Source organism: Kitasatospora sp. NPDC023176, from assembly GCF_055560495.1.
Genome location: NZ_JBVHIP010000009.1, coordinates 164,402 through 184,154, shown reverse-complemented (window position 1 = coordinate 184,154; position 19,753 = coordinate 164,402). Strand labels below are relative to the sequence as shown.

The following is a 19,753-nucleotide window of genomic DNA, read 5'->3' as shown; positions in this document are numbered from 1 at the left end:
CGGGCAACGCGGAAGGTCAAGGCCGGTGGCAGGACAGCGGGGGCGGCGGAGCCGACCCACCCGTGTCCGCACCACCGGCCTCGTGATCACCGCGCTGCTCGCCAGCGCCTGCCGTGCGGTCGCCCTCGCCGCCTCGGCGGCCCGGGCTACTTCTCCCAGCCGACCTTGCTGTAGTCCTCGCTCCCGAGGCCGAAGGCACCGTAGTTGGCGAGTCCCTTGCGGACCGCCGCCACGACCGGCCGCTGGTAGAGCTCGACGGTGTGGCCGAGCTCCCAGATCTTCGCGTCCGCCTGGTTGTAGAGCTTCGCGGCCTCCGCCGGGTCGACCGTCCCGGCCGCCTTCTTCAGCAGGTCGTCGATCTCCTGGCTGCCGAGGCGCGAGGGGTTCTGGAAGGAGTTGTCGCCCACCGGCAGCCGGAAGTTGGCCAGGCTCTTGGAGTTCGGGAACGAGTCCGTGTTGCGCCAGCTCGCGAGGTCGAACTTGCCCGGGGTGACGTACTTGGCGAAGAAGTCGTTGGCGGCCACCTTGTCCAGGTCGACCTTGACCCCGGCCGCCTGCCACATCGCCGTCGCCGCGGTGGCGAGGTCGAGCTGGGCCTGGGGGGTGCCGTCGCTGAGCACCCAGTGCAGCTCCAGCTGCTGCCCGTCCTTGGTCCGCGGCTGACCGCTGCCGGAGTCCTTCCAACCGGCGTCGTCCAGCAGCTTCTTGGCGGCGGCGAGGTCGAAGGTGGCCCAGTCGCCGGAGTTGTCCTGGTAGCCGGCCTGGTTGGGCATGATGATGTGGTTGCCGAGCGGCTTGAAGACCACCGGCACGCCATTGTTGGCGATCTTGATCAGCGCCGAGCGGTCGAGCGCCTTGCCGAGCGCCTGACGGACCTTCCGGTCGGCCATCACGCCGTTCCCGCCGAAGGAGATGTGCACCTCGTCCCACGGGCTGGCGGCCCGGATCACGGTGTCCTTGGCGTCCTTGAGCTGGCCGTACGCGGCGGCGGTGCCGGCCGAGGCGAGGTCGATCTCGTTGTTGAGGTAGGCCTGGATGCTCGCCGACTTGTCCATCACCCGGAAGGTGATCTTGTCGAGCTTGGCCCTGGTCCCCCACCAGGCCGGGTCCGGAACCAGGCTGAGGGTCTGCGCGGTCTTGTCCGCCGTACCGATCTTGAACGGGCCGGCCGTGATCGGGATCCGCTCCACCCAGCCCTTGTTGAAGTCGTCCGGGGTGGAGATGCCCGCCGCCGGGATCAGCGGGCGGAACAGGTTCTGCCAGTCCGCATACGGCTGGGCGAAGGTGACCTTCACCTCGGTCGGGTCGGCTCCCTGCTCGACCGCGGAGATCAGCTCGTAGCCGGACGGGTCGGCGATGTTGTACGCCGGGTCCTTGCCGTTGCTGGTCTGCCAGTCCGCCTTGAAGTCCAGGTAGCTGAGCGGCTTGCCGTCCGACCACTTGGCCTTGGGGTTCAGCTTGTACGTGACGACCTGCGGCGAGGTCGAGGTGACCTTGGCGTCCACCAGGTAGTTCGGGTTCGCCTGGAAGGTGCCGGAGGAGTCGGTGCCGAACAGCGTCGGCTCCAGCGTCCGGATGAGGCCCACCGTGTCGGTGTAGGAGCCGCCGTCGACCTGGAGCGGGTTCCACTGGGTGATCCACTGGTCCAGCTGGAAGCGCACCTCGCCGCCGTCCTTGACCTGGTCCAGCGGCTTGGCGTTGATGTCCTGGGAATCCTGTCTCGGGGGCTCGCTCTTGGCCACGTCACCGGACGAGCCGCCGCCGCCCGAGGTGCACGCGGTGACCGCCAGCGCGACGGCGACGGCGAGGGCGGCCGTCCGGCCGAGGCGGCGGGCCGTACGGGAAGCGTCCATGAGGGTCCCCCTGGGATCGATGGCAGGAGTTGGGTCGCCGGAGGCATGACCGGGCTTGAGCGTGGGCACTCAATCCGGCACCGAGCCAGAGGAACGTAACAGCGGATCAGATCCGCCACCAGGGGGAGGAACGCACACCTGATCCAGACGTCACACGGGGCAATCCCGTCGCAACACCGCGGCCGCACCGCGGTGCTTCACTCTGACCTGCGTGTTCCCAACCACCCGTCCCACCCTGCCGCCTGACGCCCCGACCGGGCCCCGACCGAAGGCCACCAGCCGATGCCCCCCAGACGCGTCGACCCCGCCCCCACCCCGGGCAGCCGCTGATGCTCCGCTACCTGGCGAAGCGGCTGGCCTACTACGCGGCGCTGCTGCTCGCCGCCGTGTTCCTGGCGTACGCGATCTCCGCGAGCGCCCTCCAGCCGCGCACCTACTTCGACGCCAAGGTGCCACGCCCGTCCGCCGAATCGGTCGAGCGCCAGCTCACCGCGCTCAACCTGAACGACCACACCCCGGTCGTCGAACGCTTCGGCCACTGGGCCGGCGACCTCCTCCACGGCGACCTCGGCCGGACCATCCACGACACCCCGGTCACCGACGACTTCGGCCGCCGGGTCTGGGTGTCGCTGCGGCTGCTGCTGATCGGCAGCCTGCTCGGCACCGTCCTCGGCGTCGCCGCCGGCGCGTGGAGCGCGGTGCGCCAGTACCGGATCTCCGACCGGGTGCTCACCGTGGTGTCCTTCGTGCTGCTCTCCACCCCGGTCTTCCTGGTCGCGCTGTTCCTCAAGAACGGCGCGATCGCCGCCAAGGACGCGGCCGGCCACGAGGTCGTCCCGTTCACCGGCTACGAGACCCCCGGGCTGACCGGCGGCGTCGGCGCCCACCTCGCCGACTGGGCCCTGCACCTGCTGCTGCCCACCGTCTCGCTCGCCCTCGGCGGTCTCGCCACCTACAGCCGCTACCAGCGCGGCACCATGCTCGACGTGCTCGGCTCCGACTACCTGCGCACCGCCGAGGCCAAGGGCCTCACCCGCCGCCGGGCCCTGCTCAAGCACGGGCTGCGCACCGCCGTGATCCCGATGTCGACCATGTTCGCCTACAGCTTCCTGGCCATCTTCACCGGCGCGATCTTCACCGAGACGATCTTCGGCTGGCACGGCATGGGCGAGTGGCTGATCCAGTCGATCAACGAACAGGACGTCAACTCGGTCGTGGCGATCAACCTGTTCACCGCCGTCGTCGTGCTCGCCTCCGGCTTCCTGGCCGACACCCTGCACGCCGCCCTCGACCCGCGCGTGCGGGTCTGACCGGAGGTGAGCTGAGATGACCGTCGTCGCCGAGTCCGCCGGCCCCGACTCCCCCACCGGCTCCCCGGCCGGCACCACCGGACGGCCGCGGGCCACCGGCCGGGGCCGCCTCGTCCTGGCCCGGCTGCGCGCCGCCCGGGGCGCCGTCGCCGGAGCCGTGCTGATCCTGCTGCTGTTCGTGCTCGCCTTCGGCGGCCCGTACCTGACGCCCTGGGACTACGCCGCCCCCGACTTCACCGCACTGCACCAACCCCCCTCCGCCGAACACTGGTTCGGCACCAACGGGGTCGGCCAGGACGTGTTCGCCCAGACCGTCCGGGGGCTGCAGAAGTCACTGATCATCGGCCTGCTGGTGGCCCTGTTCTCCACCGTGCTGGCCTCGCTGGTCGGCGCCTGCGCCGGCTACTTCGGCGGCTGGACCGACCGGGCGCTGATGTTCCTGGTCGACCTGATGCTGGTCTTCCCCAGCTTCCTGATCATCACCGTGGTCTCGCCCCGGCTGCGCAGCAGCGGCTGGATCGCCTTCGTGCTGCTGCTCGCCCTGTTCAACTGGATGATCACCGCCCGGGTGGTCCGCTCGATGACCGTCTCCCTGCGCGAGCGCGAATTCGTCCGCGCCGCACGGTTCATGGGCGTCCGGCCACTGCGGATCATCAGCCGGCACATCCTGCCGAACGTCGCCTCCTTCCTCATCGTCGACGCCACCATCGCGGTCGGCGGCGCGGTGATGAGCGAGACCGCGCTCTCCTACTTCGGCTTCGGCGTCCGGCCGCCGGACGTCTCGCTCGGCACCCTGCTCGCCGCCGGGACGACCGAAGCCCCGGTGTTCCCCTGGATGTTCTACTTCGCGGCCGGGCTGCTGGTGCTGTTCGTGCTCGCCGTCAACCTGGTCGGGGACGGGCTGCGCGACGCCCTCGACCCCACCGCCGAGGGCGCGCCCCGTCGTTCCCGTCGGGCCCGCCGCGCCGACCGTTCCCGGAGGACGCCGAAGTGACCACCGCCGTCGAGACCCCGCTGCTCGCCGTCCGGGACCTGCGGGTGGAGTTCGCCGGCCCGCACGGCCCGGTGCCCGCCGTCCGCGGGGTGGACCTCACCCTGCGGCGCGGCGAGACCCTCGGCATCGTCGGCGAGTCCGGCTCCGGGAAGTCCGTCACCGCGCTGTCCGTGCTCGGGCTGCTGCCGGGCACCGCCCGGGTCGCCGGCTCGGTGCGGCTCGACGGCCGGGAGCTGGTCGGCCTGCCCGGGAGGGAACTCGCCGCGATCCGCGGCCGCAAGGTCGCCATGGTGTTCCAGGACCCGTTGTCCGCCTTCACCCCGGTCTACCGGATCGGCGACCAGATCGCCGAGGCCGTCCGGGTGCACCAGCCGGTCGACCGGGCCACCGCCCGCCGCCGGGCCGCCGAACTCCTCGACCTGGTCGGCATCCCGGCGCCCGACCGGGCCCTGGACAGCTTCCCGCACGAGTTCTCCGGCGGCATGCGCCAGCGCGCGATGATCGCCATGGCCATCGCCAACGAGCCCGACATCCTGCTCGCCGACGAGCCCACCACCGCACTGGACGTCACCATCCAGGCCCAGGTGCTCGACGTGCTGCGCACCGCCCGGCGGGAGACCGGCGCGGCCCTCGTCCTGGTCAGCCACGACCTCGGGGTGATCGCCGGTGCCGCCGACCGGGTCGCCGTGATGTACGCGGGGCGGGTGGTCGAAACCGCGGACGTGGACGAGCTGTTCGCGGCCCCGCGCCACCCCTACACCCTCGGGCTGATCGGCGCACTGCCCCGGCTGGACGGGCACGGCGGCCCGCTGGTGCCGATCCCCGGCGCCCCCGCGCCGATGGCCGAACTGCCGCCCGGCTGCCCGTTCGCCACCCGCTGCCCGCTGGCCGAGGACCGCTGCTCGACGGCGGAGCCCGAACTGGAGGGTACGGACGGGCACCTGGCCGCCTGCGTGCGCTCGGCGGAGCTGGCCGAGCGGCGGCCCGCACCGAGCGAGGTGTACCCGGTACCGGAACTGCCGGCCGGGCCCGTGGCCGGGGACCGCTCCGGGCGGGCACCGGTGCTGTCGGTGAGCGGGCTCGGAAAAACGTTTCCGCTACTCAAGGGCACGGTGTTCAAGCGCAAGGTCGGCGAGGTCTACGCGGTGGACGGCGTCGACCTGGACCTGCGGGAGGGCGAGACCCTCGGCCTGGTCGGGGAGTCCGGCTCGGGCAAGTCCACCACCCTGTTCGAACTGCTGAGACTGGGCGCCCCGGAGACCGGCCGGATCGAACTGCTCGGCCACGACACCGCCCGGCTCACCCGGGCCGAGGCCCAGCGGCTCCGGGCCGAGCTGCAGATCGTCTTCCAGGACCCGATGGCCAGCCTCGATCCCCGGATGCCGATCGGCGACATCGTCGCCGAGCCGCTGCGCGCCCAGCACGCCCCGCGCGAGGAGATCGCCCGCCGGGTGCCCGAGCTGCTGCGCCAGGTCGGCCTCGACCCGGACCACGCCGTCCGCTACCCGCACCAGTTCTCCGGCGGGCAGCGCCAGCGCGTCTCCATCGCCCGGGCGCTCGCCGTCCGGCCGAGGCTGCTGGTACTGGACGAACCGGTCTCCGCCCTGGACGTCTCGATCCAGGCCGGGGTGCTCAACCTGCTGCAGTCGCTCAAGGCCGAGCTCGGACTGTCCTACCTGTTCGTGTCGCACGACCTCTCGGTGATCCGGCACCTCGCCGACCGGGTCAGCGTGATGTACCTCGGACGGACGGTCGAGCAGGGCGAGGTCTCCGCCGTCTTCGACCGCCCCCGCCATCCGTACACCCGGGCCCTGCTCTCCGCCGTCCCGCTGCCCGACCCCGCCGCCGAACGCGCCCGCGACCGCATCCTGCTCGCCGGGGACCCGCCCTCCCCCACCGAGCGCCGCACCGGCTGCCCGTTCCGCACCCGCTGCCCGCTCTACGCGGGGCTAGGGGACGCCACGGCCCGGGCGCGCTGCGAGCAGGAGCGGCCGACGCTCGCCGGGGACGGGGCAGGGACCGGGGCAGGGACCGGGGCGGCGGCGGACCACCAGGCCGCCTGCCACCATCCGGGGTGACGGGGGACGTCGCGCGGTGACGCCGGGTGATCGGCCGAATACGATTCGGCGGATCGGCCCGGCGCCGTGTACTGTCTTCCACGTCAGCAAGCGCCGCTAGCTCAGTTGGTTAGAGCAGCTGACTCTTAATCAGCGGGTCCGGGGTTCGAGTCCCTGGCGGCGCACATGGCAAGGTCTCAGGCCGTCCACTCCGGTGGGCGGCCTGAGGCGTTTCCGGGGGCCGTCGAGGGGATCCCGGGCAACCGGGCGCCCGGACCGTCGAGCGCCTCAGCGGGTGTCGAGGACGGCGGAGGCCACCGCGTCCGGGCGGTCGAACATCACCAGGTGCCCGGCCGGCGCCGTGGTCCGGAAGTCGGCCCCGAGCAGCGCCGCCAGCTCCCGCTGCCCGGCCAGCCAGGACTCGGTGCCGCTGGTCCGGCAGCCGTCGTCGGCGGCCAGCACGGTGATCGGCAGCTCCTCGGACAGCGGCCGGGTGCGGCGCAGCCCGTCCAGTTCGGCGGCCATGTCGAGGTAGCGCCCGTTCTCCCGGAGCAGCGCGCGCAGGGCCCGGCTGGTCCGGTAGCAGTGCCGGACCAGCGGCGCCGGGGCCAGGTCCTCGTGCCGGACGGTGGACAGCCGGGCGGTCACCCGGCGGGCGGTCGGGCCGAGCAGGTACGGCACGGCGAGGGCGGACGCGGCGCCGGCCACCGCCCGGGCCGCGAGATCCCGTACGGCCGGTGCCGGGTACGGGCGGGCCCCCGGTTCCACGCTGCCGTCGACCAGGACCAGCCCGGCGGCCCGCTCGGGGTGCAGCCGGGCGAAGGCCTCCACGTGGAAGCCGGCCAGCGAGTGGCCGACCAGCGTGCAGGGCCCGTCCAGTCCGAGGCCGTCCAGCACCGCCCGGATCCGCCCGGCCTCGCCGACCAGCGTCGGGGCGGGCCGCTGCCCGGTGGCGGGCTCGGCGGCGCTGAGTCCGTAGCCGGGCCGGTCGAAGCGGACGACGGTGCGGTAGGGGGTGAGGAAGGGGACGACGAGGTCCCAGTCGAACCAGCTGCTGCCGAGGCCGCCGGTGAGCAGGCAGACCGGGCCGCTGCCCTCGGTGCGCACGTGCAGCGGGACGCCGTCGATGCGCAGGAAGCGCGCCCGGGTGACGGGGGCGGCGGAGGTGGTCATGCCGGCCTCCGGCCGAGGACCGGCCCGCCGGGGGTGTCCTCCCCGTACGGGCCGTGCCGGCCGTCCGAGCAGGGTGGGGCGTCCAAGTCCGAGCCGTCCGGGGCCGCCGAGCGGGCCGAGCGGGCGACGGCCACGGCCAGGACGCCCAGCCAGAGCGCGACCAGCAGCACCTGGAGCCGCTGCCCGGCGCCGAGCGCCCAGGTGCCGCGGCCCGCCTGGAAGGCGGCGATCGCCCCGAGGCTCCAGCCGGTGGCCAGCAGTTCCGCGCCGAGCAGCCAGGGCCCGAGCCGGCGCACGGCCGGCCAGCGGTGGTGCCGGCGGGCGGCGACGGTGAGCGCGGCCAGCCCGGCGAGCGCGCCGAGCATGGCGAGGCTGCTGGTGACGGCGTGCGCGGTGTGGGTGGCCGGGACCAGCCCGGCGGTCTCCCGGGCGGCGCACATCTCGTCGCTGGTGGGGGCGCAGCTGAGCGGCAGCCGGGAGTCGGCGGCGGTCGCGGCGCCGAACAGGGCCAGGGCGGACCAGCCGGCCAGGGCCCAGCGGTCGCGGCCGGGGGCACCGGGGCGCCGGGCCTGTCCGGTGCCGAGGGCGGTGCCGGCGGCGGCGAGGACGCAGAGTCCGGCGGCCAGGTCGGTGGCGCGGAAGAGGCCGCCCAGCGGCTGGTCCTCGGCGGCGAGTTCGCTGATGTACGCCTGCACCGGGTCGAGTCCGGTGCTCAGCACGACCTCCAGCACCCACGCGGTGTACGCCACGGCACTGAGCAGCAGCAGGGCGGCGACCGTCGTCCGTGCGCGGTCCGGCCGCTTCCGGGTGCGGGAGCGTCGGGGGTCGGGACGTCGGGGGTGGGGGCTGGGGTGTCCGGGCTGGGGGCTGGGCACGATTCCACCCTAACCGGGCAAGAACTCCACCCCAACCGGGAGGAAACGGGCGCCCGGAGCACCGGCGGGGCGGGCACGGTTCGAGGCACTCCCCGGAACCGTGTATTGTTTTCCAGGTCGGCAAGCGCCGCTAGCTCAGTTGGTTAGAGCAGCTGACTCTTAATCAGCGGGTCCGGGGTTCGAGTCCCTGGCGGCGCACAGACAGTTGGGGAGTCTCTCGCAGCAGCGAGGGGCTCCCTGATTTTTTGCCCTCGATGTCCGTTTTATGTGTGATGTCGGTCTCGATTGCCGTTCCGGTGGAGCCATGGGGCCCGCCCGGCTCGTCCAGGGCAGTAAACCGGAATCGGGACAAAGGTCCCTAACCACCGATGTCCCCGTCTGTGCAGGCTGGCCCGGTCCGCCCGCAGGAAAGGCCGCGCCTTGTTCCGTAACGCCCAGAGCAGCCGGCCACCGATCGGCCTCCGGCCGGTCAAACGGCTCAAGCGCTCCACCACCACGCCGGGCGGCAAGAAGCCCCGCCGGCCCAAGCGCACCGGCTGGCGCCGGCTGATACCCAGCTGGCGGATGACGCTGCTCGGCCTCGCCTCGGCGCTGCTGCTCGGCGTCGGCCTGTTCGTGCTGGGGGTCGCGCTGGTGAAGGTCCCGGACGCGCACGCCGCCGCGACCGCGCAGAGCAACACCTGGCTCTACTCCGACGGCTCGGTGATCACCCGCACCGGCCAGACCAACCGGCAGAACGTCGGCCTGGACAAGGTCTCGCCCGCCGCCCAGCACGCGGCGCTGGCCGCCGAGGACCGCAACTTCTACAACGAGGGCGCCGTCAACGTGCAGGGCCTGGTCCGGGCCGCCCTCAACACCGCCAAGGGCGAGGGCACCCAGGGCGGCTCCACCATCACCCAGCAGTACGTGAAGAACACGTACCTGGACCAGAAGCAGTCGATCACCCGCAAGGTGAAGGAACTCTTCATCGCGATCAAGGTGGACGCCACCGAGAGCAAGGACGAAGTCCTCTCCGGCTACCTGAACACCTCCTACTACGGCCGCGGCGCCTACGGCATCCAGGCCGCCGCCCAGGCGTACTTCGGCATCGACGCCTCGGCGCTCAGCCCGGCCCAGGGCGCCTACCTTGCCACCCTGCTGAACGCCCCGAGCGCCTACGACGTGGCCACCGCGACCCCGGCGGGCAAGCAGAACGCCGTCAACCGCTGGAACTACGTCATGGACGGCATGGTCAAGCAGGGCTGGCTCTCCGCCGACGAGCGGGGCAGGACCACCTTCCCGGACGTCAAGGACCCGCAGCCCAACCCGGGCCTGTCCGGCCAGTCCGGCTACCTGGTGGACGCCGCCACCCAGTACCTCACCTCGAACAGCATCATCAGCGAGACCGAGCTGGCCAAGGGCGGCTACACGATCAAGCTGAGCATCGACCCGACCCGCCAGCAGGCCCTGCAGGACTCCGTCCAAGCGCAGCTGCGCGACACCCTGAACCCGGACAAGCGGAAGAAGGACGCGGCCGCCCAGGCCGGCGCCGCCTCCGTGGACCCGAAGACCGGCGCGGTCGTCGCCCTGTACGGCGGCGTCGACTACGTGAAGCACTACGTCGACAACGCGACCCGCCGCGACTACCAGGCCGGCTCGACCTTCAAGGCGATCGCGCTGGCCGCCGCCCTCGAGAACAACGCCAAGACCCAGGACGGCCGGACCATCACCCCGCGCACCGTCTACGACGGCACCAGCGGCCGCAAGGTCCGCGGCGGCAAGGGCACCCCGTACGCGCCGCCGAACGAGGGCGACAAGAGCTACGGCCAGATCACCCTGCAGCAGGCCACCGACTGGTCGGTCAACTCGGCCTTCGCCCAGCTCGCGCAGGACACCGGGCTGCAGAAGGTCAAGGACACCGGCATCGCGCTGGGCCTGCCCGGCAGCACCCCGGGCCTGGACCCGGTGCCCTCCATCCCGCTGGGCGCGGCCACCCCGAGCGTGCTCGACATGGCCGGCGTGTACGCCACCCTGGACAACGGCGGCAAGCAGATCACCCCGTGGCTGGTGCAGTCGGTGGACCGGGCCGGCGAGGCCGTGCAGCTGCCCGCGCACAAGACCACCCAGGCGATCAGCGCGGACACCGCCAACCAGGTCACCTCGATGCTCCAGGGCGTGGTGAGCGACCCGGGCGGCACCGGCTGGCGGGCGAAGGCGCTCGGCCGTCCGGTGGCGGGCAAGACCGGCACCACCGACGACCAGAAGTCCGTCTGGTTCGTCGGCTACACCCCCGAGCTGGTCACCTCGGTGGCCCTGTTCGGCCAGGACCCGGGCACCGGCGCCCAGGTCAGCCTGAGCGGCGTCGGCGGGATCGACGGCGCGGCGGGCGGCCAGTACCCGGCGCAGATCTGGACCAGCTACATGAAGGCCGCGCTCAAGGGCCAGCCGGTCGGCGACTTCCCGACCCCGGCGGACGGCGGCGACTCCGGTGCCACCGACCTGCCGACCGCCCCGGGCACGCCGAGCAGCACCCCGTCGACCGGCAGCGCCACGCCGAGCACCGGCACCGGCACCGGCACCGGCACCGGCACCGGCAACCAGCAGGGCGACAACTCCGGCGCGACCTCCTCGGGTGGCTCCGGCTCGGGCGCCGACACCGGCGGGAACGGCACCGCGCCGACCACCGGACCGACCACCCAGCCGACCACCCAGCCCACCTCGCGGCCCACCGGCCGGCCGACCTCCCGGCCGACGCCGACCACCCAGCCCACCACGGGCCCGACCACCCAGCCGACCACCCAGCCCACCGGCGGGACGGACGTGCTCTCCGGGGCGGGGGCCGGGACCGGGAACTGACCGGCTCCGGGCCACCGAAGCCCGCTGGATCACCGACCTCGGTCGCTGATCCGGCGGGCTTCGGTGATCCGGCGGGCTTCCGTGTGGGTCCGTACGTCGGTTCATCGATGCACCGGCGCACCCGGGTGAGGGTGCCATGACGGACAGTTGGAACCAGGACCGAATGACGAAATGGCGCCTTACCCAAGCGCCGGTATGACTGTCAGAATGCGCCGGTGCACAGATCAACGGCCTCGCCCACCCTCCCTCCGGGCAGATCCCTCGGCCTCGGACTCGCGCTGGTCTCCGCCTTCGCGTTCGGCGGCTCCGGCACCGCGGCCAAGCCGCTGATCGAGGCCGGGCTCTCCCCCATGCACGTGGTGTGGCTCCGGGTCACCGGCGCGGCGGTGGCCCTGCTGCCGATCGCCTACCGGCACCGGGACGCCGTCCTGCGCCGCCCCGGTCTGCTGATCGGCTTCGGCCTGCTCGCCGTGGCCGGCGTCCAGGCCTTCTACTTCGCCGCGATCTCCCGCATCCCGGTCGGCGTCGCCCTGCTCATCGAGTACCTCGGGCCGCCGCTGCTGATCGGCTACGTCAAGTTCGTGCAGCGCAGACCGATCACCCGGGGCGCGGCCATCGGCGCCGGCGTCGCGGTGGCCGGGCTCGCCTGCGTGGTGGAGGTCTGGAACGGCCTGAGCTTCGACGCCGTGGGCGTGCTGTTCGGCCTCGGCGCGGCCTTCTGCCAGGTCGGCTACTTCCTGCTCGCCGACGCCGGCCGCCGGGGCGAGCGCCCGGTCGACCCGCTGGCCGTCAGCGCGTACGGGCTGCTGATCGGCGCCGTGCTGCTCACCGTCCTCACCCGGCCCTGGCAGGCCGACTGGAGCCTGCTCGGCGGGTCCGTGGTGATGAACGGGCACAGCCTGCCCGCGCTGGTCCCGGCCGCCTGGATGGTGCTGATCGCGACCGTGCTCGCCTACCTGACCGGCGTGATCTCCGTCGGGTACCTCTCGCCACCGGTCGCCGGGGTGGTGGCCAACCTGGAGGCGGTCGTCGCCACCGTGCTGGCCTGGGTCCTGCTCGGCGAGCACCTTGGACTGCCGCAGGTCACGGGCGGTCTGCTGGTGCTGGCGGGCGCGATCGCCGCACAGACCAGCAAGCCGCCGGCGGTGGAGGTGGAGGAGACGGTGGACGGCGGGGTGGTCACCGCCGCCGTCGCCGGTTCCGTTCCGGTCGTCGCCGCAGCGGCGACGGCCTTGGACACGGCGGCGGCCTTGGGCGCGACGGCCTTGGACACGGCGGCGGCCGGGGCGGCTGCCGCCGACCTTGAGGTCAGCGTCCGGCCCAGCCGAACCAGTCGAAGTGGCTGACCGGCCACACCACGGCCGACACCGGGCCGACCACGTTGCCCACCGGCACGGCGCCGCCGCCCGGGCCCTGCCGGTGCCAGCGGGAGTCCGCCGAGTCGCTCCGGTGGTCGCCCTCGACCCAGATGTAGCCCGAGGGCACCGTCACCGGGCCGAAGTCCATGCCCGCGCAGGAGTCGTCACCGGGGTGCAGGTACGGCTCGTCGACCTTCTTGCCGTTGACGCTCAGCGTGCTGCCGGTGCACTGCACGCTCTGGCCACCGGTCGCGATGACCCGCTTGACCAGGTAGTTGTCGTCCTTCGGCGGCACCAGTCCGACGAAGCTCAGCACCGAACTCACGGCACTGGTGAACGGGTTCGAGTCGACCGGCTGCGGCGGCAGCCAGTTCCCCGGGTCCTTGAAGACCACCGGCTGCCCCGGCTCCGGCTCCCAGCCGGTCAGCGGCGCGAGCTTGTTCACCCCGACCCGGTCGCCGACCCGCAGGGTGTTCTCCATCGAGCCGGACGGGATGGTGAAGACCTGGAACAGACAGGTCTTGATCAGCAGCGCGACCACCAGCCCGACGACCACCATCACCGGCAGCTCGATCCACCACGGCCGGGGCCGACCCCCCGCCCGGCGGGCCTTGCGACCGCGCGAGCCACCGGCGCGGCGACGGGCCTCGGCACGGCCCCCGGGCGCGTCCTGCCCGTTCCCGGCGACCGGTACGGCCGGTTGAGCCGGTACGGCTGACACGGCGGATTCGCCGGGAGCTCCGCTCGGCGTTTCGGGCAGGTTCACCGCCATCGTCGCTGCTCCACCTCTCCGGCTGGGGAAACCTGCACGCTACGCCAACCGGGGAGCCGTGCGAAATCCGGGACTTAGCCGCCCCTGACATCACCGAACGGCGGGCCGGCGCCGGAGGGCGGCCCTGGTCACCGTCGGCGGACGCCGGCCGGATGGAGCCCGCCGGGAACGCTGCCGCCGACGGCGAGGCGCCCTCCGGCGTCGGACTCAGCTGCGGTGCGTTCAGGCGCGGGCGATGGCCTCGTGGTGGCGGATGACCTCGGCGATGATGAAGTTCAGGAACTTCTCCGCGAAGACCGGGTCGAGCTTGGCCCCGGCGGCCAGTTCCCTCAGCCGCTTGATCTGGTCCCGCTCCCTGGCCGGGTCGGCCGGCGGCAGCTTGTGCTCGGCCTTGAGCCGACCGACCCGCTGGGTCGCCTTGAAGCGCTCGGCCAGCATGTGGACCACGGCGGCGTCGATGTTGTCGATGCTCTCGCGCAGGCTGGTCAGCTCCGCCCGTACCGCGTCGTCGATCCCCTCGGGCGCGCCGGCGTGGGGGGTCGTGGGCTGGTCCGTCATCGGGGCGGCTCCCGGTGTCTGGGGTGGGCGCCCGGCCGTACGGCGGCCGGGCTCGGGCCCGGGCAAATCTAACAGGGCCGCCACGCCGGACCGGCACCGTTCGGCGGAACCGTCCGGCATCCGGACAGCCGACGGACCGTCCGCCGTCCGGCTCCGCGGCCGGGCTGCCCGTAGGGTGGTGCACGCATGACCGGAAGTGACGACTCAGCAGTCCCTCAGCACTGGAGGAACCGATCGTGGCAACGACTCGCACCGCCCGCACCGCCTGGGAGGGCGATCTCCTGCACGGCAAAGGGCAGGTGACCTTCGCCTCCTCCGGGATCGGCGACTACCCGGTCTCCTGGCCGGCCCGTGCCGAGGAGCCCAATGGCAAGACCAGCCCCGAGGAACTCATCGCGGCCGCCCACTCCGCCTGCTTCTCGATGGCCCTCTCGAACGGCCTGACCAAGGCCGGCAATCCGCCCGCCAAGCTGGACACCCAGGCCGATGTCACCTTCCAGCCCGGCACCGGCATCACCGGCATCCACCTGACCGTCACCGGTGACGTGCCCGAGCTGGACGAGGCCGGCTTCGTGAGCGCCGCCGAGGACGCCAAGGCCAACTGCCCGGTCAGCCAGGCCCTGACCGGCACCACCATCACCCTCACGGCCAAGCTGGCCTGACCGGGGCGCACCCCGGCCCCGCCCCCGGCGCGCAACCAGCGCCCGGGGGCGCGGCTTCGGCGCACGCGCCCCCGCCGCACCTCACATGAGGTGGACCGGGGGCGTCCGAACGTTCCGCCATGCATGATCCCAAACGGGGCGAATCACCCTGCCGGCGGTCACCGCGCGTTGCCGTCCCGGCCTATGATCGGCCGAAGCGCCCTGTTCTCCACCCGGGTCCCCGCGCGACAGCGCCCCACAGCGGACGCCCCGCAGCGGACCGGCCCCGAGACCCCGACAGAGTGCGGAGCCGGCCACCGGAATCCCGATCGGCCAGGCGGACCATCGTCAAGCGTCAGCAGCGGACGGGAGCATGCCGTGCCGGGCCAGAACGAGGGGGCCGACGCACACCACCCAGGCGTGCGACACGAGGAATCGTCACACCACCGCCACCTCGCAGCACCGGTCCTCGATCCGGCGCTCCTCGTCGCACCGGCGGCTTCCCCCGCCGGTACCGCTTCCCCCACCGGTACCGCTTCCCCCACCAGTGCCGGTGCCGCAGCCACCGCCACGGTCTACGGCGCCCTGGCGGACCCGGGGATGCTGCTCTGCCCCACCTGCTCGGCCCCGCTGGCGGACGTCCCGCACTCCGGCACCGGTGACGCCCCCGGTGGCGGCACCGACGTGCCGGGCACCGGCACCGACCGGCTGCTGGCGGCCCTCCGGGCGAGCGAGTCCCGGTTCCGGGCCGCCTTCTGCGACGCCGTCATCGGCATGGCCCTGATCGACCCCGAGGACCGGATCATCGAGGTCAACCCCGCCTTCGCCGCCCTGATCGGCCGCGGCGTCGGCGAACTGGCCCGCACCCACCTGCACGAGATCATCGACCCGGAGGGCATGCCGCACCGGCTCTTCGCCGGGCTCGTCCACGGTGAGCGGGAAAGGTTCCGGGTGGAGAAGCAGCTCCGGCACCGCGAGGGCCACACGGTCTGGAGCAAGGTGACCGTCTCGCTGATCCGGGACGCCGCCGGACAGCCGCTCTACACCCTCGCCCTGGTCGAGGACATCACCGAGCAGCGCCGGCTCGGCGACCGCCTGGAGTACCAGGCCCTGCACGACCCGCTGACCCGGCTGCCCAACCGGACGTCCTTCTTCGAACGACTCGACGCCGCCTGCCTGCCGGCCGGCGGGGAGCCACGCACGGCAACGGCCTCGGCGGCGGCGGACGGCCGGCGGGTGGGCGTCTGCTACCTGGACCTGGACGGCTTCGCCGCGATCAACGAGGCCCTCGGTCACCACATCGGCGACCAGCTGCTGATCGCCGTCGCCGCCCGGCTGCGGAACGGACTCTCCGGACCGGACGCCCACCTGGTGGCCCGGATGGGCGGCGACGAGTTCGCCGTCCTGGTCAGCGACAGCACCGACAGCGAGCAGCTGACCGCGCTGGCCGGCCGGATCCTGGAGGTGCTGGAACGTCCCTTCGACGTCGCCGGACACCGGCTGGTGATCACCGCCAGCGTCGGCGTCGTCGAACGGCCGGTGCACGAGACCACCCCGACCGACCTGGTCAAGGACGCCGACGCCACGCTCTACTGGTCCAAGGCCGACGGCCGCGCCCGCTGGACCCTCTACGACCCGGACCGCGGCGCCCACCAGCTCACCCGCCAGCGCCTCGCCACCGCGCTGCGCCCGGCCCTGGAACGCGGCGAGTTCACCATCGAGTACCAGCCGCTGATCGGCCTGGCCGACGGGCGGGTGCACGGCGCCGAGGCGCTGGTCCGCTGGCGCCACCCCCGCTACGGGACGCTCTCCCCCGACCGCTTCATCCCGCTCGCCGAGGAGTCCGGCGCCATCGTGCCGCTCGGCAAGTGGGTGCTGGAGGAGTCCTGCCGTCAGGCCCGGCAGTGGCTCACCGAGTTCCCGGACACCGAGACCTTCGTGAGCGTCAACCTGGCGGCCCGCCAGATCTGGGACTCCGACGTGGTCGCCGACGTCGCCCGGGCCCTCGAACGCACCGGCCTGCCCGCCCGGCTGCTCCAGCTGGAGATCACCGAGAGCGCTCTGCTCGGCCCCGGCGGCCGACCGCTGCAGGCCCTCCAGGCCCTCGCCGACATGGGCGTGCGGATCGCGATCGACGACTTCGGCACCGGCTACTCCAACCTGGCCTACCTCTCCCGGCTACCGGTGCACGTCCTGAAGCTCGACGGGACGTTCATCGAGGGCTTCCGGGACCCGGCGCCGGTCGCGGCCGCGAGCACGGAGGCGGCGGCTACGGCGGCTACGGACCGGTCCGACCGGCCTGACCGGTCGGCCCTCCCGGACCTCCGCTCCCGCCGCAGTGACGCGGACGAGCAGATCGTCGGCGCGATGGTGCAGCTGGCCCACACCCTCGGCTTGACCGTCACCGCCGAGGGCATCGAGAGCGCCGCCCAGGCCGAGCGGCTCCGGCTCACCGGCTGCGACACCGCCCAGGGCTGGTACTTCGCCCGGCCGGGCGAGGCCGAGCTGGTCGCGTCGATACTCCGGGAGGGCCGCCCCGCCCCGACCGGCCGTTAGGCGGGCGGGGCGGGGGGTGGGGGCCGCGGCGGCCGGCGCTCGGCGGGTCGCCGTCAGGCCGTGGCCGTCAGCCGCCGGCCGTCGCTGTCAGGCCGTCGCCGTCAGGCCGTACGCCTCGGCGATCAGGCCGTAGGAACGGAGCCGGGCCTCGTGGCCGTGGATGTGCGAGGTGACCATCAGCTCGTCCACCCCGGTCCGCTTGCGCAGGGACTCCAGGCCGTCCGCGACCTGGCCCGGGGCGCCCAGCACCACGTTGTCGAGCCAGCTGTCGATGAAGTCCGCCTCGACCGGGCTGTACGGGTACTCCTCGGCCTCCTCCGGGGTGGGGATCGGGCCGGGGTTGCCGCGCCGCAGCCGGAGCATGCCGAGGGCGGCGGAACGGGCGAGCCGGCGGGCGGCGCTCTCGTCGTCGGCGGCGACGGCGCTCACGCCGATCAGCGCGTACGGCTCGTCGAGTACGGCGGAGGGGCGGAAGGACGCCCGGTACAGGTCCAGGGCCGGGATGGTGTTGGCGCTGCTGAAGTGGTGGGCGAAGGCGAACGGCAGGCCGAGGCGGCCGGCCAGCTGGGCGCTGAAGCCGGAGGAACCGAGCAGCCACACCGGCGGGCGGCCCTCGCCCTTGGGCACGGCGGTCAGCCGCTCGTACGCGTGGCCGGCGGGGAAGTCGCCGTCCAGGAAGTGGGTCAGCTCGGAGAGTTGCAGCGGGAAGTCGTCCGCGCCGTCGCTGACGCCGCGTCGCAGTGCCCGGGCGGTGGCGGGGTCGGTGCCGGGGGCGCGGCCGAGCCCGAGGTCGATCCGGCCGGGGTGCAGGGCCTCCAGCAGGCCGAACTGTTCGGCGATGGCCAGCGGGGCGTGGTTGGGGAGCATGACGCCGCCGGAGCCGAGCCGCAGCGTCGTGGTGTGGGCCCCGAGGTGGGCGAGCAGGACCGCCGGGGTGGAGCTGGCCACTCCGGGCATGCCGTGGTGCTCGGCGACCCAGAAGCGGTGGTACCCCCACTGCTCGGCCCGGCGGGCCAGCTCGGTGGTGGCGGTCAGGGCCTCGCTGGGCGTGTAGCCGACGCCGACGGTGGCCAGGTCCAGGATCGAGAGCGGAGCGGGGGCCGTGCCGCGGGCGGTACCCCGGATCGCCTCGCCGGCCCCCGGTCCGGTTCCGCGCTCCTGCTGGTCCTCGGTGGTCATGCCGTCCGCCCTCCTGGCTGTCGTGGTCCGGCTCTCCTCCGAGCCGGCCGTCCTGGACGGCCGCGCGGGCCACAGAGGGCTCGGCGGTCGCTGCTACCGACGGGGGTCAACCACCGCCGCGGGCCCGCTGTTCCCGCTTCGGGCGCTCGATCCGGGTGAGATCCCGGCGAGTTCCAGGTGAGTTTCAGGCGAGTTCCGGGCGAGTTCCGGGCGGGGTTCGAGTACCGCCCGGATGAGATTCGAGTGAGTTTCCGTGCGTTGCGGCCGATTCGCGCCGGCCGGCCGACCGACCGTTCGGATGACTCAGGGCCATCAAGCCGACACGGATGGCGACTTCACGCCAGGGACGGAAGTCGCCAGCCACGGCGCTCGCGATCGGCCGCCGGCATCGGGCAGGCTGGCGATCAGGAGCTGGGTCACCGAGCGGATCCGCGTTCCATCAGCAAGGTCGCCGGGCTGGACCAGCGCCGGACGACCCCTGCGAGCCCTCGGCGCGGCACCCCGCCCCGGGGGCTCGTTCCGTTTCCGGCCCCCGCCCCCACCCGCACTCCCCGACCTGTCGCCGCCGGCTCCGGAGCCCCGCCCAGTCGTGAGTGGGCCGCGCCGCGCCACCGGATCGGGGGGCCGTGATCACCTGCCGTGACCCCGGTGCCCCGGGGTGCTTCATGAGATGAAAAGTCGAGGCGTTAGCGTTGACCTCCGAGCCACCTGCTCCACCAGGGCGGCGTGGAGGGAGTAGGGCCTTGAACTTCTTGGCGGCGATCGGATCCTCGTGGATCTGCGCCCTCGCGCTCTTCGCCGTACTCGGCGACGCACTGCTCCCCTTCATCCCGAGCGGCACGCTGGTCATCCTGGCCGTGCTCAAGACGGCTCAGATCAACGGTGCTCCGATACTGCTCGGCCTGGGCGTGGCGGTGGCCTCCTTCCTGGGCGACCTGCTGCTGCTCCACCTCGCACGGCGCGGCGCCCCGGGTCTGCAGCGCAGACTGGCCCGACGCCCGAAACTGGCGGCCAGCGTCACCAGGGTCCAGCAGTCACTGATCGAGCGCCCGCACGGCGGGGCGGCCGCGATGGTCGTGGTCGCACGGTTCGTCCCCGCCGGGCGGACCGTCCTGGACCTGGCCATCGGCCACTCCCCCGCCCATCCGCACCGCTTCCTGCACTGGTCGGCGCTGGCGGCGCTGCTCTGGGCCGCCTACATCGTGACGCTGGGCTGGCTGAACAGCCACTGGTTCAACACGGCCTGGCTGAGTCTCGCCGTCTCCTGCGCGGCGGCCACCGCCATCAGCACCGCGATCGCGCGAATAGTGCGCCGCAACCGGCGGCTGGCCATGGTCTGACCGGTCCCGGACCGGCCGGCCCGATCCGGCCACGGGGCTCCATCAGGAGCACAATTTTCCCTTCCGGGCGATGCCCTGGACCGAGCGCTGACGAACTCTGACCAAACGGGCAGAGCGGCGGTACCGTACTCCCCTGACGGTGCGCGGCGCGAAGCGTCACAGGACCGCAACAGACGGCGAATTCCTGCAGCCCGACCGGGCGTTCCCCGCGTGTTGACTGTCGTCGGAGCCGGGCGACCTTGGAAGCCACTG

14 protein-coding genes and 2 tRNA genes are annotated in these 19,753 nt (G+C 73.1%); 10 read left to right on the top strand and 6 right to left on the bottom strand.

All coding sequences use genetic code 11. The features are described from left to right. Positions 1-146: 146 nt before the first annotated feature. Positions 147-1,853, bottom strand: coding sequence for an ABC transporter family substrate-binding protein (locus ACZ3YL_RS15895; protein ID WP_188307989.1), 1,707 nt, complete (start codon positions 1,851-1,853; stop codon positions 147-149). Positions 1,854-2,182: 329 nt separating this feature from the next. Between ACZ3YL_RS15895 and ACZ3YL_RS15890 the strand changes: the two genes are divergently transcribed. The 4 genes from ACZ3YL_RS15890 (at position 2,183) to ACZ3YL_RS15875 (ending at position 6,399) form a co-directional block, all read left to right on the top strand. Further along, positions 2,183-3,163 (top strand): ABC transporter permease, encoded by a 981-nt coding sequence (locus ACZ3YL_RS15890; RefSeq protein ID WP_188307990.1) that lies wholly within the window; start codon positions 2,183-2,185, stop codon positions 3,161-3,163. Between the two features lie 16 nt (positions 3,164-3,179). Continuing rightward, positions 3,180-4,157: an ABC transporter permease gene (locus tag ACZ3YL_RS15885; protein ID WP_188307991.1), complete on the top strand. Its 978-nt coding sequence runs from the start codon at positions 3,180-3,182 to the stop codon at positions 4,155-4,157. After that, positions 4,154-6,235 (top strand): dipeptide ABC transporter ATP-binding protein, encoded by a 2,082-nt coding sequence (locus ACZ3YL_RS15880; protein ID WP_465657801.1) that lies wholly within the window; start codon positions 4,154-4,156, stop codon positions 6,233-6,235. The genes ACZ3YL_RS15885 and ACZ3YL_RS15880 overlap by 4 nt, the downstream gene beginning before the upstream one ends. A gap of 90 nt (positions 6,236-6,325) precedes the next feature. Further along, a tRNA-Lys gene (locus ACZ3YL_RS15875) sits at positions 6,326-6,399 on the top strand. 103 nt (positions 6,400-6,502) lie between these two features. Here the strand turns inward: ACZ3YL_RS15875 and ACZ3YL_RS15870 are convergent. Together ACZ3YL_RS15870 and ACZ3YL_RS15865 are read right to left on the bottom strand one after the other, a co-directional pair. Continuing rightward, positions 6,503-7,387, bottom strand: a complete 885-nt coding sequence (locus ACZ3YL_RS15870) for an alpha/beta fold hydrolase (RefSeq protein ID WP_465657799.1) — start codon at positions 7,385-7,387, stop codon at positions 6,503-6,505. After that, the gene (locus tag ACZ3YL_RS15865) at positions 7,384-8,154 is read right to left on the bottom strand and encodes a DUF998 domain-containing protein (RefSeq protein WP_465657873.1); all 771 of its coding nucleotides are present in this window, start codon (positions 8,152-8,154) and stop codon (positions 7,384-7,386) included. The genes ACZ3YL_RS15870 and ACZ3YL_RS15865 overlap by 4 nt, the downstream gene beginning before the upstream one ends. A 232-nt stretch (positions 8,155-8,386) precedes the next feature. Here ACZ3YL_RS15865 and ACZ3YL_RS15860 point away from each other — a divergent pair. The 3 genes from ACZ3YL_RS15860 to ACZ3YL_RS15850 all read left to right on the top strand — a co-directional run bounded on the left by ACZ3YL_RS15860 (position 8,387) and on the right by ACZ3YL_RS15850 (position 12,443). Continuing rightward, positions 8,387-8,460 (top strand) — tRNA-Lys (locus ACZ3YL_RS15860). Positions 8,461-8,682: 222 nt separating this feature from the next. Next, positions 8,683-11,097 carry a transglycosylase domain-containing protein gene (locus ACZ3YL_RS15855; RefSeq protein WP_465657797.1) on the top strand — a complete coding sequence of 805 codons (2,415 nt, stop codon included), beginning with the start codon at positions 8,683-8,685 and terminating at the stop codon, positions 11,095-11,097. Between the two features lie 215 nt (positions 11,098-11,312). Continuing rightward, entirely contained in the window at positions 11,313-12,443 is a 1,131-nt protein-coding gene (locus tag ACZ3YL_RS15850) for an EamA family transporter (protein ID WP_465657795.1), read from the top strand. On the opposite strand, the gene lepB is transcribed toward ACZ3YL_RS15850, so the two are convergent. Next, complete coding sequence (gene lepB, locus ACZ3YL_RS15845) at positions 12,406-13,014, bottom strand: signal peptidase I (protein ID WP_465657871.1); 609 nt, start codon at positions 13,012-13,014, stop codon at positions 12,406-12,408. The two genes, ACZ3YL_RS15850 and lepB, sit on opposite strands and share 38 nt — an antisense overlap. A 435-nt stretch (positions 13,015-13,449) precedes the next feature. Next, positions 13,450-13,785 carry a chorismate mutase gene (locus ACZ3YL_RS15840; RefSeq protein ID WP_188307997.1) on the bottom strand — a complete coding sequence of 112 codons (336 nt, stop codon included), beginning with the start codon at positions 13,783-13,785 and terminating at the stop codon, positions 13,450-13,452. Between the two features lie 236 nt (positions 13,786-14,021). Between ACZ3YL_RS15840 and ACZ3YL_RS15835 the strand changes: the two genes are divergently transcribed. Together ACZ3YL_RS15835 and ACZ3YL_RS15830 are read left to right on the top strand one after the other, a co-directional pair. Beyond that, positions 14,022-14,447 (top strand): OsmC family protein, encoded by a 426-nt coding sequence (locus tag ACZ3YL_RS15835; RefSeq protein WP_465657793.1) that lies wholly within the window; start codon positions 14,022-14,024, stop codon positions 14,445-14,447. A gap of 579 nt (positions 14,448-15,026) precedes the next feature. Then, on the top strand, positions 15,027-16,982 hold the full coding sequence (locus tag ACZ3YL_RS15830) for a putative bifunctional diguanylate cyclase/phosphodiesterase (protein WP_465657791.1): 1,956 nt from the start codon (positions 15,027-15,029) through the stop codon (positions 16,980-16,982). 87 nt (positions 16,983-17,069) lie between these two features. Here ACZ3YL_RS15830 and ACZ3YL_RS15825 read toward each other — a convergent pair whose 3' ends face one another. Continuing rightward, the gene (locus tag ACZ3YL_RS15825) at positions 17,070-18,161 is read right to left on the bottom strand and encodes an LLM class flavin-dependent oxidoreductase (RefSeq protein ID WP_465657787.1); all 1,092 of its coding nucleotides are present in this window, start codon (positions 18,159-18,161) and stop codon (positions 17,070-17,072) included. A gap of 743 nt (positions 18,162-18,904) precedes the next feature. Between ACZ3YL_RS15825 and ACZ3YL_RS15820 the strand changes: the two genes are divergently transcribed. Continuing rightward, positions 18,905-19,501, top strand: a complete 597-nt coding sequence (locus tag ACZ3YL_RS15820) for a DedA family protein (RefSeq protein WP_465657782.1) — start codon at positions 18,905-18,907, stop codon at positions 19,499-19,501. Positions 19,502-19,753 lie beyond the last annotated feature (252 nt).